Origin of the sequence: Pacificibacter marinus, from assembly GCF_018860505.1 — a bacterium.
Taxonomy (GTDB): domain Bacteria; phylum Pseudomonadota; class Alphaproteobacteria; order Rhodobacterales; family Rhodobacteraceae; genus Celeribacter; species Celeribacter marinus_B.
The window spans coordinates 1-13,333 of sequence record NZ_JAHKPU010000018.1 but is presented as its reverse complement, the minus strand read 5'-3'; the positions used below and the strand labels follow the sequence as shown (position 1 = coordinate 13,333).

Annotated in this window: 12 protein-coding genes, 1 tRNA gene and 1 pseudogene; 4 read left to right on the top strand and 10 right to left on the bottom strand. The window is 54.2% G+C overall.

Annotated elements, in window-relative coordinates:
• Positions 1-32 precede the first annotated feature (32 nt).
• Both KO503_RS04030 and KO503_RS04025 read left to right on the top strand, forming a co-directional pair.
• Positions 33-656, top strand: a complete 624-nt coding sequence (locus KO503_RS04030) for a glutathione S-transferase family protein (RefSeq protein WP_215990287.1) — start codon at positions 33-35, stop codon at positions 654-656.
• Between the two features lie 4 nt (positions 657-660).
• Positions 661-1,137, top strand: coding sequence for an EVE domain-containing protein (locus tag KO503_RS04025; RefSeq protein WP_215990286.1), 477 nt, complete (start codon positions 661-663; stop codon positions 1,135-1,137).
• A 39-nt stretch (positions 1,138-1,176) separates the two neighbouring features.
• Here KO503_RS04025 and KO503_RS04020 read toward each other — a convergent pair whose 3' ends face one another.
• The gene (locus KO503_RS04020) at positions 1,177-1,950 is read right to left on the bottom strand and encodes a FadR/GntR family transcriptional regulator (protein WP_215990285.1); all 774 of its coding nucleotides are present in this window, start codon (positions 1,948-1,950) and stop codon (positions 1,177-1,179) included.
• 163 nt (positions 1,951-2,113) lie between these two features.
• On the opposite strand from KO503_RS04020, the gene KO503_RS04015 reads away from it, so the two are divergent.
• A complete protein-coding gene (locus KO503_RS04015; RefSeq protein ID WP_215990284.1) occupies positions 2,114-2,641 on the top strand; it encodes a redoxin domain-containing protein in 528 nt (175 codons plus the stop codon).
• A 180-nt stretch (positions 2,642-2,821) separates the two neighbouring features.
• Here KO503_RS04015 and KO503_RS17880 read toward each other — a convergent pair whose 3' ends face one another.
• From KO503_RS17880 to KO503_RS03975, 8 genes are all read right to left on the bottom strand, one after another.
• A complete protein-coding gene (locus tag KO503_RS17880; RefSeq protein WP_215990283.1) occupies positions 2,822-5,638 on the bottom strand; it encodes a Hint domain-containing protein in 2,817 nt (938 codons plus the stop codon).
• A gap of 294 nt (positions 5,639-5,932) precedes the next feature.
• The gene (locus KO503_RS04005) at positions 5,933-6,871 is read right to left on the bottom strand and encodes an AEC family transporter (protein ID WP_215990282.1); all 939 of its coding nucleotides are present in this window, start codon (positions 6,869-6,871) and stop codon (positions 5,933-5,935) included.
• Positions 6,872-6,875: 4 nt separating this feature from the next.
• On the bottom strand, positions 6,876-7,670 hold the full coding sequence (locus tag KO503_RS04000) for an MBL fold metallo-hydrolase (RefSeq protein ID WP_215990281.1): 795 nt from the start codon (positions 7,668-7,670) through the stop codon (positions 6,876-6,878).
• The gene (locus KO503_RS03995; RefSeq protein ID WP_436836507.1) at positions 7,667-8,479 is read right to left on the bottom strand and encodes a TatD family hydrolase; all 813 of its coding nucleotides are present in this window, start codon (positions 8,477-8,479) and stop codon (positions 7,667-7,669) included. Before KO503_RS03995 ends, KO503_RS04000 begins: the two co-directional genes overlap by 4 nt.
• Before the next feature lie 35 nt (positions 8,480-8,514).
• The gene (locus KO503_RS03990; protein ID WP_215990280.1) at positions 8,515-9,669 is read right to left on the bottom strand and encodes a DNA polymerase III subunit delta'; all 1,155 of its coding nucleotides are present in this window, start codon (positions 9,667-9,669) and stop codon (positions 8,515-8,517) included.
• The gene (gene tmk, locus KO503_RS03985) at positions 9,666-10,295 is read right to left on the bottom strand and encodes a dTMP kinase (protein ID WP_215990279.1); all 630 of its coding nucleotides are present in this window, start codon (positions 10,293-10,295) and stop codon (positions 9,666-9,668) included. The genes KO503_RS03990 and tmk overlap by 4 nt, the downstream gene beginning before the upstream one ends.
• A 9-nt stretch (positions 10,296-10,304) precedes the next feature.
• Positions 10,305-11,489, bottom strand: a complete 1,185-nt coding sequence (locus KO503_RS03980) for a D-alanyl-D-alanine carboxypeptidase family protein (RefSeq protein WP_215990278.1) — start codon at positions 11,487-11,489, stop codon at positions 10,305-10,307.
• 94 nt (positions 11,490-11,583) lie between these two features.
• On the bottom strand, positions 11,584-12,501 hold the full coding sequence (locus KO503_RS03975) for an SPOR domain-containing protein (RefSeq protein ID WP_252730934.1): 918 nt from the start codon (positions 12,499-12,501) through the stop codon (positions 11,584-11,586).
• 283 nt (positions 12,502-12,784) lie between these two features.
• Here KO503_RS03975 and KO503_RS03970 point away from each other — a divergent pair.
• Positions 12,785-12,874 (top strand) — tRNA-Ser (locus tag KO503_RS03970).
• A 243-nt stretch (positions 12,875-13,117) separates the two neighbouring features.
• On the opposite strand, the pseudogene KO503_RS03965 reads toward KO503_RS03970, so the two are convergent.
• Positions 13,118-13,333 (bottom strand): annotated as a pseudogene (locus KO503_RS03965) (hypothetical protein); the annotation flags it as partial.

Below are 13,333 nucleotides of genomic sequence, written 5' to 3'. Positions count from 1 at the left end.
ATAACGCAAAGCCAAAAACGAGAGGCCAAATCATGCCAACACTTTACTATGCCCCTGAGACACGCGCCACACGCATTATTGTCCAGCTTATGATGATGGGAAAACTGGAAGATATAAAAGTAATCAACGTCGATATTGTGAAAGCTGACGGCTCTGGCCGTGTTGATCCAAACAACGCGCATCCCGAGGGCAAAGTGCCCTACCTGATCGCGGATGATGGTGAACACATTCGCGAAAGCGTTGCCATCATGATGTACCTTGATGAGCTTTACGGCTGCCCGTTGGGGGTGGCTGCTGGCCAGCCGGGGCGCGGTGCATTCTTGTCATGGATGACTTATTACTGCGGCGTCTTAGAGCCTGCGATGGTGACGCATTTTGCCGAAATCGACCATCCAATTGTGGTCAATAATTTTCGCACGATGAAAGAGGTGGGGGACCACATCGTCACAGGTTTGGGTGATAAGCCTTTCTTAGTGGGCGATAAAATCACTGTGGCTGATTTGATTATGGCCTCAGCATTCCAATGGGCCCCGCATTTAACGCCGGATTACAGCACGGTGCAAGCTTGGCTCAAACGTGTGGGCGAAGCGATCGATGGTCCTGCCTTGCAAGCTTATGAGGCGCGCGCCAAAGATGCGTTGATGGCTGCGGCGTAATATCATGGCACCTGAGTATGATCTTTTTGGCGGCACAGGTGTCGCAACCGCCCCGCGACGCTATTGGATTGGCGTCGCGGCGGCGCGTCACGTGGCACGGGGGCGTGCCGAGGGCTTTGCCCAATTGGGGCACGGCAAGCACACCCCGATCAAGCGTCTGAATGTGGGGGATTTGATCGCCTATTATGCACCGCGCGAAGGAATGGGCGAAGGGGCAACCGTGCAGGCCTTTACCGCTATCGGTGTGGTGACAAGTGAGGTTTATCAAGTCGAACAAGCGCCCGGATTTCACCCTTACCGGCGCGATGTGACCTATTTCGAAGCAAGACCCGCGCCGATAAGGCCGATGTTGCAAGGCCTTGGCTTTATTGAAGATATTCAACATTGGGGCATGTCGTTTCGGCGCGGATCTTTTGCTGTCTCTGAGGCAGATTTTGGTCTGATTGCACACGCAATGGGCGTGATGCTGCCGCTTGTGTGAGGGGGGCTGCATTTTGGAAAGATTGCCTGCGGCGTTGTTTTAAACTGCGCGATTCACAACCAAGCCACGTGACAGGTGAATACGCATGGCTGTTGCCGCAGCCTCGGGGTCTTGGGCCTCAATCGCATCATAGATCGCGTTGTGGTGTTCAATTAACTCTTCAAAAAAGGCATCGCGTTCTGCGCCAAAATCAAGGCGCAAAACCACGCGCGGGATGATGGGCGTGCCTAAGAAATTCATGAAGTCCACAAGATAGCTGTTGTGGGTCGCTTCGGCAATTTTGACGTGGAAATGAAAGTCTTCGGCGGCACCTCCGACGCTCTCAGCGTTCAGTTGGTTGATAGCGTCTAGGGCGCGTTTTATCTCGGCCAGTTCTGCATCTGTGCGACGGGCTGCGGCCAAGGTGGCGGCCTCTGTTTCGATCCCAAGCCGCAGTTCCATGCTTTGGCGGATGTGCGTGGTTTCATCGATGCTTGTGTCACCAAAGCGAAACGGGCGGGTGGGCAGATGTTCAGCCACAAACACACCGCGGCCGTGTTGGGGTTGGACCAGCCCTTCGGCACCAAGGGCTGAAATGGCCTCGCGGATGACAGTGCGGCTGACACCAAACATATCGATCAACTTGAGTTCTGTGGGAAGCTGCTGTCCGGCAACCCATTGACGATCATCAATCATTTTACGCAGTCGGTTGGCAACGTCGACACTTAGGCGCGGACGTTTTGATGTGGTTGGTGACGGTTGGTCGTGCAACGTAATTCTCCTACTGCGTCCTTTGATTTCGATGGCTTTGGGGCATGCATTCAGAGGTTTCATACATGAGATCAATGCAATCACAAGCTCAGGCTGACTTTATTTCACATATGACGTATGACATCATATGACTATTGACTCAAGAGGGAGCGCTGTATACTCAAAGACGGGTCAAAATCCTGCCGCTGAGGCAGATAACATTACTTTATATGAGAGACTTCACGCTATGAACGCACAGGCAAAACCAACCGTTGGGGCTCCTATCCCTGCCATTTCTGTTCCACAACTCGGTGGTGGAACCATGAATATTGGCGGGGCGACCGAAGGGTGGACCTTGTTCATCGTGTACCGTGGTCGCCATTGTGGTCGTTGCAAAAACTACCTCAACGGTTTGGAAGCGATGAAATCTGAATGGGAAGATGCAGGGTTCACGATCAAAGTGATGTCCGCAGACACTGAAGAGCGCGCTGCAGCAGATATCGCTGAATACAAATGGAGCATGGATGTGGGCTACGGTCTGACTGTCGATCAAATGGTCGAGCTGGGCCTGTATATCACTGAACCAGCAAACAACGGTGACGCGATTGCGCGTTTTGCTGAGCCGGGCATTTTCTGCCTTGATCCAGCTGGTAATATCGTTGTTGCGGCCATTTCAAACGCACCATCTGCACGCCCTGATCTGGTTCAATTGCTCGATGGTATGAAGTTCACGATTGCAAACAACTTGCCGTTTCGCGGAACAGTTGTTGTTTAAGCGATAGGGGCGGGCATGTCTGTCCGTCTCACCAAACAACATTTTCATGAGGCATATTTGCCCCGTTTGACCTTGTAGAATATGGTCAGGCTGGCGGCGGGTGAGCAAAGAAAGCACTCATTTAACGCCCCAAACGCCCAACATCAGTTGGGCGTTTTGACATTTCCGAGCGTGGTTGGTTTATGTCATCAACAACCGCGCTTCATGTGCTTTCAAACATAGGCGTGCTGTTGGCCCGTGTCCCGTTGGCATCGTACGCAGTTCTGGAAACAGTTTGAACAATTCCTCGCGTGCCTCGTCAGCCACCCCAGTTAAAGACAAATCAGAAGGGTGGAAACTTTCTGAGGCAGCGCTTTCAGCAAAAACGACCTCATGGGCATCGAACATCATGTGGAAGTATTCCACAAATCCGCCCTCACGCCGCACAATGGTGGTGTCGTTGATCAGGTGCTTGGCGGCTGCAAAAACTTCATTCGCGCCAAACAACATCTCGGCGCGCCACCCGTCCAAGACCATACGATGTTGCGGTGATACAATCAGATCGGCTGTGTTGCCCAATACGCCAGATTTGATCTGGATCGGGGCAAAGTCGCCTTTGGCCTCAACGCCGCGCGACCCGATCCAGCGCAGCGGCTGAGGCCCGTGATCACGGGTGATAACCAGATCGCCCACCTTCAGCGTCTCGATGCGGCGTGGGCCATACGGGGTTTCGATGCGGGTGCCACGACCAAAGCAGATCAAGGTTTCGATGTTCTCAAATCGAATGATCGTGCCGTCCGTCAGTGTGGCATACCCGCTTTCATCGTCGCCAGCATCGCGCACAACGGACCCAGGTACCATAAGGCCGTTCATGTCCAAAGTATCGCCGCCACCGTCTTCGCCAGTCTCGCTGCCGATGATGGTGATCACATCTGGGTTGAGCGGGTTTGCATTGCCTTCAAGCTGAGAAGGGTCAATGATGAATGTGTCATCACCGTCTCCGCCGTCTATCGTATCGCCGCTGCCAGCGTAGATGGTGTCATCACCTTCACCGCCGTAAATCGTGTCTTCGCCAGTGCCACCGTAAATCGTGTCGTCGCCACTGCCACCATCGATGAAGTCATTGTCCGCGCCGCCGCTCAGGGTGTCATCGCCGCCTTGACCGTAAATTGTATCATCGCCGTCGCCGCCGTCCATGATGTCGTCACCGTCGGTGACCGCATCGGGGTCAACGACATAGGATACTTCCATGACGGACACGTCGTCTAACAGCACACCCCGTTTGTCGTCTTCACTGGCGATTTCACTGAACTCGATTGTGGTGTCGTCGCCGGTGCCTGTGAATTCGACCGTATAGGTGTCCCAAGTTGCATCGCCCGGTCTGATCACATCCACGAGCTCGCCGTCGATGTAGACCTCGATGCCATCGTCGCCACCAGTGTTGCGAAGTGCGGCATCGAAGCTTAGGACATAGGACGTGCCTGCTGTTGTCGCGATTGTCTGGCTGATGGCGTCGACGCCGGTATCGTTGTCCAATTCGACATAGGTGTCGCCGACGGCATTGCTGACCCCGTCAAGAGACCCGTTCCAGACCTCAGACTTGCTTACGATATCCCCGTCAAGGATACTCGTCCAACCTGACACATTCGTGTCGACAGCTCCGTTTACCTTGGTGCCTGTCGCTTCCATGGTGCCATTTGTGATCAGATTTGATCCCACCGTTGTGGTCGATGGTTCGGTATCTTGGTCGCCGAACAGGATATCATCACCCTCACCACCCGACACAGTGTCATCACCAGCGCCAGCTGAGACAACATCATCGCCGAGACCAGATTCGACAAAATCGTCGCCGTCGCCTGCTTCAACCGTGTCGTCGTAATCTGCGTACACGCTGTCAAAATGGATGTCAGAAATGTTGACGCCTTGGTCGCCTGTGCCATCGTTGCCGTAATCGATTTCAATGGATGATACTGGGCCCGCAATGGTGACAAGAATCGATCCATCTGCATCCGCCGAGGATGTGCTGGAAACGCCTGTTGCCGTGTCGCCCGCGACAGATACATCTCCGGCAGATGTCACGAGGACTGTGACGGGCTGACCAGAGTCGTCCGATGCTGTGATCGTAAGAGTGTCGACAAATCTTCCCACATCGATATCGGAAATGCGGAATGTCACGTTTTCGACTTCTGAATTCATTTCAGACCCGTCTGCCTGATCGAAATCGATGATCAAAGTAGAGGTATCGGACCCGCTGCCGTTGCCGTTGCCGTTCGAATTGTTGCCGCGCAGCTTCAGAGAGCTGTCAGTGTCGAAATCTTCGCCCGCTTCGGTGTAGATTGTATTGTCGGACACGGCAGCAGAATAGCCCGGACCTTCGTCATTATAGCTGATGGAGACCTCGATGCCGCCGACAACCATGGAGCCATCTGAACCTGAGAGATCGACGCCATCTTCGGCGTAGTCCTCCCATGAAAAAACGTTAGACGTTGTGGTTTCGCCGTCGATCACATCACCGCCGTTTGGTTCAACGTATGAGGAATCTATCGTGTCATTGCCGCTGGTGCCCTCGACGATGCCGTCTTGGTAATCGGCATAGGTAAAGGCCTCTTCGCCGTCTGCAATAACCGCGTAAGTGTCATTGTTTAGGACTTCATAGGTGTGCCCTACAACAAGAGGCACCTCGGACAGAGTGTAAAGCCCTTGCGCATCGCCGCTTTCAACATCGAACTGCGCGATTTGAAAAATTTCACCTGTTGTGGTGTCTTGAACGGTCCACACACGTTCTGCATCAACAGCTGCATTGGTTGAGGTGTCGCCATCGAGTGACACAACCGCAGTCGTGGCGCCCTCGCCAGCGCCGTCATCATCCAAGCCTAGCCCATCGGCCCCTGTGCCGTTGTCAGTGATTGCGGCAACGCCTGCGGCTATTTGGGGGCCAGTATAGGTGGATGAAGATCCCGTCTCTCCCAAAAAGGATGCTGGATCAATATTATAAAATCTTACGTCGAACACTGGCATATCAATAACCTCAAAACTACAGATCAAACCACAGGGCGCAGTTCGGTCGTCTTGATGGATGAAATGACGGAGGATTGAGGCTCAAATTGGGCAGGTTTGAGGTTCATACGTGAAAGATAAGGGGTTTTTAAAGGCACTGTTTACAAATGTGTCGTCTTTTTTCGAAGGTGGTATCCCGTTGGGGTCACGGGGTAGGGATCGCATCGAAACCCAAAGAGGCGATTTTTGAACCTTATTTTTATGAACATGCGCGGCGCTCAGGCCTGTAGTTTGCCACAACGTGGCGCGCGCGCCTTAAGGTAAAATGGCGAGCCAGCACCAAAGGGTCAACACCGAAAGCCCCGTGCCGATCAACACAGACGAGGCTGCTACACGTTTTGCCGATCCGTACATATCTGCAAACAAATAGCCATTGACGCCTGTGGCCATTGCACCTGTAAGCGCAGCAGACCTGAGTGGGCCGACCTCTAAATGAAAAACAAAGTGGCCCAAGCCATAGGTGATCAAAGGATGCACCAACAGCGATGCCGTGACAGTCCAGGCGATGATACGCATGTCGCCCTCGGGACGGTAGCGCACCAAGACGCCGCCCAATCCAAACAGAGCCACAGGAATAGCGGCGCTTTTCATTAGATTGATCGAGTCCCAAACGGGCAGGGGCAAAGATAGGCCCGTGACATTGACGACCCAGCCTGCTGAAATGCCGATGATCAATGGGTTTTTCAAAATAGACGAACTAACCTGTTTGGCCAACTTTATCGCAGATATATTTTGCCCATGGTTTCGGGCGAGTTCCATCGCGGTGATCCCAACCGCGTAAAGCAATGGCGCGTGGATCGAAATGATCGCAAAGTTCCACCCCAGCGCGTCAATCCCATAGGCGCGCTCGGTGATTGGAATGCCCAGCAACATACAGTTTGAAAACAGACCGACGAAACCTATGGCAACAGAGTCTGTCAGGCTGCGTTTGAACAGATAGCGTGCTCCGCAAAAGGCAAAAGCACCCCCTGAAAATGCGCCAATGTAAAATGATAACAGCAACGGCAGGTGAAAGGTTTCGCCTAAATCTATTTGCGCAATGCCTGAAAACAACAGCAATGGCACGGCAAAGTTCTGGGCGAACTTCATTAACATCGCCACGGCATCGTCAGAAATCCAGCCCCGTACCCGCGAGAGATAGCCATACCCCACAACCAAAAAGACGGGCATAATGACTTGGAGCAGCGCTTGCATAGGATTAGTCCTTAAAGGGGATCGTCAGACCGTCGAATGCGGGCGTGATGTGATCTTCGGTTTCAGCTTGCAGGGTCTCGTAGTCAAGATCAATGTGCATATTTGTGAGAACGGCTGTGCTGGGAGCGGCGCGTTTGATCCACTCCAGTGTCCGTGCCAGATGCGCGTGCGAGGGATGCGGTTCATAGCGCAATGCGTCGATGACCAATGTGTCGAGCCCCATAAGTTTGGGCCAGCTGTCTTCAAAAATCTCTAAAACATCAGGGATATAGGCCAATGCCCCAATGCGAAACCCAAGCGCGTCAATTTGGCCGTGGTTCACTTTGATCGGATCAAAGGTGATTGGCCCGCCAGCGCCATCAATCGTCACAGGGCCAGAGATGGCGTGCAGGTCCAAAATGGCGGGATAATTCGAGCCCTCAGGTTGCACAAAAGCATAGCCAAAACGCGAAATAAGATCGTTTTGCGTGTCTTTGTCGGCCCAGACTTTCACCCGCTCGCGCATGGAAAACACCACTTGGCGCAGATCATCAATGCCGTGGACGTGATCCGCATGGGCGTGGGTATAAATCACCCCGTCCAAATGGCTGACCTCGGCATCCAGCAATTGCTTGCGCATATCGGGCGAGGTGTCGATCAACACTTTTGTGGTGCCGCCTGAACCGGTTTTTTCAACCAAAGCCGAACAGCGCAGGCGTGTGTTTTTTGGGTTCTTCGGGTCGCAGGCTCCCCAAAGGCCGCCAATGCGCGGCACGCCACCAGAGGACCCACAGCCCAATATGGTAAAGGTCAGGCTCAAAGCACGGCCTTGGTGAACAGGCGTTCAAAATTGGCTTCTGTCTGAGCTGCGAAATCAGCGTAATTCATGCCGAAAGTCTCGGCCGCTTTGCGCGCTGTATGGGCGACATAAGACGGCTCGTTGCGACGCCCGCGATAGGGCGGCGGCGCAAGATAGGGCGCGTCTGTTTCCACCAAAATGCGATCCTTGGGCACATCGCAGAAAATTTCGCGCAGTTCAGATGATTTAGGGAATGCCGTGATGCCAGACATCGACAGGTAAAACCCCAAATCGAGTGCCGCCATGCCCAATGCGCGTGAGCTGGAAAAGCAATGCATGACGCATGAATAAGCGCCCGCCTTAAATTCTTCCGTCAAAATACGCGCCATATCGTCATCCGCAGCACGTGCATGAATGATCAAAGGCAGGCCGGTTTGACGCGCTGCTTCAATATGAATACGCAGGCTTTCCTGTTGAATGCCCATACTGTCGGCGCTGTAATGATAATCCAGACCTGTCTCACCAATGCCGACGAATTTCGGATGTTCTGCCAGTTTGACCAAATCTTCAACGCTGGCCAATGGTTCCTCTGCCGCCGACATCGGGTGAGTGCCCGCCGCCCAAAATACCGGCGCATGGGCCTCAGCAATAGCTTGCACCTGTGGCACGTTTTTCAGTTTGGTGCAGATCGTTACCATTCGGTGTACGCCAGCATCCAAAGCCCGTTCAATCACCTGCGGCAATTCATCTGCAAAGTCGGGAAAGTCCGTGTGACAATGGCTGTCGGTGATCAAAGCTGTGGTTTCAGGCGTCATATCAGATGCGGACATTACGGGTGCTCTAAACTGTGGCGGCGCGCAGCGGTTTATCGAGTTCGGGCTACGCGAGACGCCGTGTCATTAATCTTGAATACCATATCAAGGATCGACGCTGCGGGGTCAAGGTTGACCGCCTTGGCATGGGCCGCGCGGGCCGATATTTCTTGTTGAACTGTGGCCCAGTCTTTGGCCGCCATGTTGTCAGGGGCCAAACGCCTCATGACCTCGGCTTCGCCGCGGGCTGCTTCGACAAGTGGCGGACGGCCTGCTCCTGTACGTGCCATGCGGGTCAAGAACCGATCAATGAGTCCCAAAATAAGCTCATAGCGATCAACATTGGCAGCGCCCACACAGCTTTCCGCCAGTTTGAGCGCACGCGGGCGGTCAAGTTTGGGCAGCGTTGCGAACAAGGCAACGACTTCGCGATACGCGTCCATTCCGTCCAAATTCGTCAATCTCAAGGCTTCCCCAACCGAGCCTGCTGCCAATTCAGCAAGTGCGTCGCTTTGGTCTGCCGCATCAAAGCCTGCCGCGTCAAGGGCTTGGCGTACATCTTCGCCGCCCAAATGCCCCAAGCGTAACTCGCGACAGCGCGACCGGATGGTTGGCAATAGCCGCGAGGGTTGGTGTGACACGAGCAAAAGCACAGCATCTTTGGGCGGCTCTTCGAGCATTTTTAGCAAAGCATTGGCAGAGGACACATTCATGTCATCGGCACTGTCCACGATCACCACGCGGCGTCCGCCATCCGTGGCCGACATGTGAAAAAACGCGCCCAGTTTGCGCACTTCTTCGACGGATATCTGCGCAGTGTGCTTACCTTTCTTTGCGTCATAGGCACGCCGGATCAAACACAGGCGCGGTTCAGCCAATTGTGCTGAGCGGCGATAGACGGGTGTATCATGGCCAATCTCGAGGCTGGTCGGGGCAGGGGGCGCATCCCCAAACAAGCCCGCGTCAGCCTCGCCCACAGGTTGAGAAAGTAAAAAACGAGCGATGCGCCACGCCAGTGTCGCTTTGCCAACGCCGCGCGGTCCCGTGATCAACCAAGCATGGTGCAAGCGCCCCGTGTTGAAGGCTTGCAAAAACGCGTCTTCGGCATTGGATTGACCAAACAAATGCAAGGTTTCGCGCGGATGCGGCGCACCGGGGGCACGATCAGCTTCCGGCTCTAGCTCCATGTCTCCGGCGGGGGCTCTCATGCGTGGGGGCCTTCGGCTGCGGCCAAGCGTGGCAGAATGGCCTCGGCAATATCACTGGCCACATCATCCATGCTTTGCGCGCCCTCGATGACAACGAAACGGGGGGCACTTTTTGCCAGTTCCATAAACGCGCTGCGCATTTTGATTTGCATCTCAACGCCGAAATCTTCGAACCGTTCCTCTGCTGTTTGGCGAGACTTGGCGCGTGACAATCCAAGACTGGGATCTATGTCGACCAGAATAGTGACGTCTGGTTCTACCCCGATCATCGCCGCGTGTAACGCATTCACGCGCTCCAACAGATCGCCGCGTGTGGTGCCTTGATAGACTCGCGTGCTGTCGGCAAAGCGATCACAGATCACGATTTGTCCAGCCTTCAGCGCAGGGCGAATGGTCTTTTCAAGATGGTCGCGGCGCGCGGCGGTGAACAACAAAAGTTCGGTTTCAGCCGACCAACGATCTGGTTCGCCTTCCAGCACCAGCGCGCGGATTTCTTCGGCGCCAGCCGATCCACCAGGTTCGCGGGTCAAGATCACGTCATGACCTTGATTGCGCAGAAAATCCGCCAAAAGGCGCGCTTGAGTGGATTTGCCAGAGCCGTCAATGCCCTCGAAACTGATGAACATATTTAGGTCCTATTGGGCCACTGTATCAGCGGCGTCGGATGACGTTGTCAGCTTGGTGCGCAGCACGCTAAAGGCTGTGCGCAACCGAGGGCCAACGCCGCCACGCTCAATCGTGCGGTCCGCCACCAAAGGCAAGCGTGCCTCTGGCATATCGCCGCGATCAATCACGAGTTCTGCAACCTTATCGCCTTGCAGAATTGGCGCTTGTAGCGGGCCCGAATAGACGACCTCGCCTTTGATATCTTGCAACATTGGCGCGGGCAGCAACAAAGACATGTCTTGGGCCGCGACAAGACCTACGTTGGTCTCGCTGCCCATCCAGACATCGGCGCGGGCGAATTCTTGCCCTGATGTCGCGATTGTTTTTTGCGCGAATTGGCGAAAGCCCCAGCTGACAATACGTTCGGCTTCTTGGGCGCGCTCTGCTTCTGAAGCGAGGCCCGTTATAACGAAAACCAAACGGCGATTGCCCTGCATCGCGGAGCCGACAAGTCCGTAGCCTGCCTCTTGGGTGTGGCCGGTCTTAAGTCCATCCGCGCCGATGCCGAGTTTCAGCAAAGGGTTGCGATTGTTGCGGTTTTGCGGTGCGCGATTGTCGTAAGGGAATTCCAGTTGGCCAAAGTAACCGTAATATTCAGGGAAATCTTTGATCAAACGCGTTGCCAAAATGCCGAGGTCTTCCATCGACATGCGCTGCGCGGGGCTTGGCCAGCCAGATGCATTGGCAAAGGTCGAATTGTCCATTCCCAAAGCCTGCGCGCGCTCATTCATCAGGCGTGCAAAATTGTCTTCCGTGCCAGCAAGCCCTTCGGCCACCGCAACACAAGCGTCATTGCCAGACAAAACGATAATGCCTTGGATCAACTCTTCGACAGTGGGGCGATCTGTTTCATCCAGAAACATCGTCGATCCGCCCATGTTCTTTGCCCGTGTTGAGACAGAAAACTGCGTATCAAGTGTGACGCGGCCATCGCGCAGGGCTTCGAACAACATGTTGAGCGTCATCAATTTTGACATCGAAGCAGGGGGAAGCGGCGTATCGGCTTCTTTTTCCAACAACAGCGTTTCAGTCGTCAGGTCATAAACCCAAGCGGCCCGCGCACGGGTTTCAAAGGCGAAGGCGGGCAGGGCTGATGTGGCAATCACACAGGAGGCCGCGACAACACAGGCAAGGCGGGACAAGAGATGGGGCATAAATATGCAATCCTTTTCGTCTCTGGCGTCAAACGGTGGCGCACAGACCAACGTAAATTGAATGCGCAGATAACCTGCGCAGAGATGTAACGCCTTAATGTGTCACAAAATACGCATCAGTGAAGCCCGCAGACTTCACTTTTGCGAGAAGATCTTTGCGTTCATTTGCATTGGAGGCAGGTCCAACGACCACGCGCCAAAACGCCTTGCCCGAGGTTTCACCGTTTTTCACGATCGCGACAAGACCTTGCGACCCCAGCATTTCAACCGTGCGATCTGCGTTGCCTTTGACCGAGAAAATTCCGATTTGGATGAACGGTTTGCTCAGGTTTGCCGCTACAGGTTTCGGGGCTGTCGTCTTGGGGGGCGCGACGGGTTTGGCAATCGGTGCGCTGGATGCCGCTGGGGCAATCGCGTCCAGTGTCGCAGCCGCGTCAGCGATAGGATCAAGTGGCGTGGCCTCAATCGCTTCTGCGGGGGCGAGTGTCTCTACCTGTGCAGGGGCTGTCGCAACTGGGACTTCCTCGCGGCGCAGCGCGGTGATGTTCAATTCAGCGGGGCTGCCTGCCAAGAGCCCCAAGGCTTCGGCCGCATCCGAGGAGACTTGAATTTCAGGGCCAGGCGTGCTGCGTTCGCGCTTGAACAAGGCGCCAATCACAAACTTGCCGTTTTTAGAATTTCGGATGATGACGCGCTCTGGATCTGTGACGTCAGAATGGGCCACCCAAACGCCGCCCAAAGAGGGTCTGCCATCCCAAAGTCCGCTGGCTGTGACTTGAAACACATCTGGCGCTTCGATGTCGCGCTCGACGATTTTGGTCGATGTTTGTTGTTGTACCGTGCCTTCCGCCGAAGCATTCGGTTTTTTCTGAAAGAGGTTTACACCTTGTCCGTCTTCACAGGCCGCCAGAAATGTTGCACTGGTCAGCATCAACACCGCGCGCATGACGGGGCGGCTTTTGATCTGCGATTTTAGGCGATGGGTTGGTGTTTGAGTGCCTGTCGATTGCATGCTCTATGCCCCTTGAACTTGTGCCGCGTTTTATGCGCGAATGATCTGCTCTGCCTTGGCCGCCTTGCCGCTTTGGGCATTGGTGCGGTCTAATTTTTTTGCAGTCTAGCGGCTTGCCCTCGCGCTGGAAAGCCCCGCAAGCGCCAATGGGCAAAAAACGGCATGTTTTCTGGCTTGCGACGTCCGTACAGGGATAGAAAAATCGAGCTAAGCGAAATTGTTTTGATTTTTTTTCGTTACATGCCTTTTAGAATCGAAAAGAGGGCGCTAGAGAGAGCGCGTCGGAGGAGTGGCAGAGTGGTCGAATGCACCGGTCTTGAAAACCGACGAGGGTGAAAGTCCTCCCAGGGTTCGAATCCCTGTTCCTCCGCCATATCACCCTAAATATTTGTTTAAGTTCAAATGTTTAGGGTGGATACTATCTTTTTTGCCCCACATTTTGCCCCCACTTCGAGTTTTGCTAAGGTGGTTCGAACGCCTAAATAGTTTGAACTAAAAGGCAAGTTATTCTCATGTTTGAGCTAAGGCCTGAAAGAAAAGCAAGGGAAGTGGTTTTGCCCAGCCTCCATCAGTAAACCTGCCGCGTAAGGCATGCCTGAGTTGCGCTTCTAGCTAATTAGTTGATTTGCGTGCACTCGATGTAGGCTGTGAAATTTGTCGCACGGGCCGCCAATTGGATTGCGGTAAGTGCCTCTTGCGTACTAGAGATTTGGGGTGTGACGCCATTTAGCTCTAGGAATATTTTTGCAGCATACCCACGAATTGCAAAGTTTATGTTTTGAGGAATGTCGCCAATTGCATCGGCGATATATTGGTCTTGCCTCGTGTACGT

Excerpts from the sequence above, each read along its gene's own strand:
- KO503_RS04030 (WP_215990287.1), top strand. The coding sequence starts at position 33 with ATGCCAACACTTTACTATGCCCCTGAGACACGCGCCACACGCATTATT.
- KO503_RS04025 (WP_215990286.1), top strand. The coding sequence starts at position 661 with ATGGCACCTGAGTATGATCTTTTTGGCGGCACAGGTGTCGCAACCGCC.
- KO503_RS04020 (WP_215990285.1), bottom strand. The coding sequence starts at position 1,950 with ATGAAACCTCTGAATGCATGCCCCAAAGCCATCGAAATCAAAGGACGC.
- KO503_RS04015 (WP_215990284.1), top strand. The coding sequence starts at position 2,114 with ATGAACGCACAGGCAAAACCAACCGTTGGGGCTCCTATCCCTGCCATT.
- KO503_RS17880 (WP_215990283.1), bottom strand. The coding sequence starts at position 5,638 with ATGCCAGTGTTCGACGTAAGATTTTATAATATTGATCCAGCATCCTTT.
- KO503_RS04005 (WP_215990282.1), bottom strand. The coding sequence starts at position 6,871 with ATGCAAGCGCTGCTCCAAGTCATTATGCCCGTCTTTTTGGTTGTGGGG.
- KO503_RS03995 (WP_436836507.1), bottom strand. The coding sequence starts at position 8,479 with ATGTCCGCATCTGATATGACGCCTGAAACCACAGCTTTGATCACCGAC.
- KO503_RS03990 (WP_215990280.1), bottom strand. The coding sequence starts at position 9,669 with ATGAGAGCCCCCGCCGGAGACATGGAGCTAGAGCCGGAAGCTGATCGT.
- tmk (WP_215990279.1), bottom strand. The coding sequence starts at position 10,295 with ATGTTCATCAGTTTCGAGGGCATTGACGGCTCTGGCAAATCCACTCAA.
- KO503_RS03980 (WP_215990278.1), bottom strand. The coding sequence starts at position 11,489 with ATGCCCCATCTCTTGTCCCGCCTTGCCTGTGTTGTCGCGGCCTCCTGT.
- KO503_RS03975 (WP_252730934.1), bottom strand. The coding sequence starts at position 12,501 with ATGCAATCGACAGGCACTCAAACACCAACCCATCGCCTAAAATCGCAG.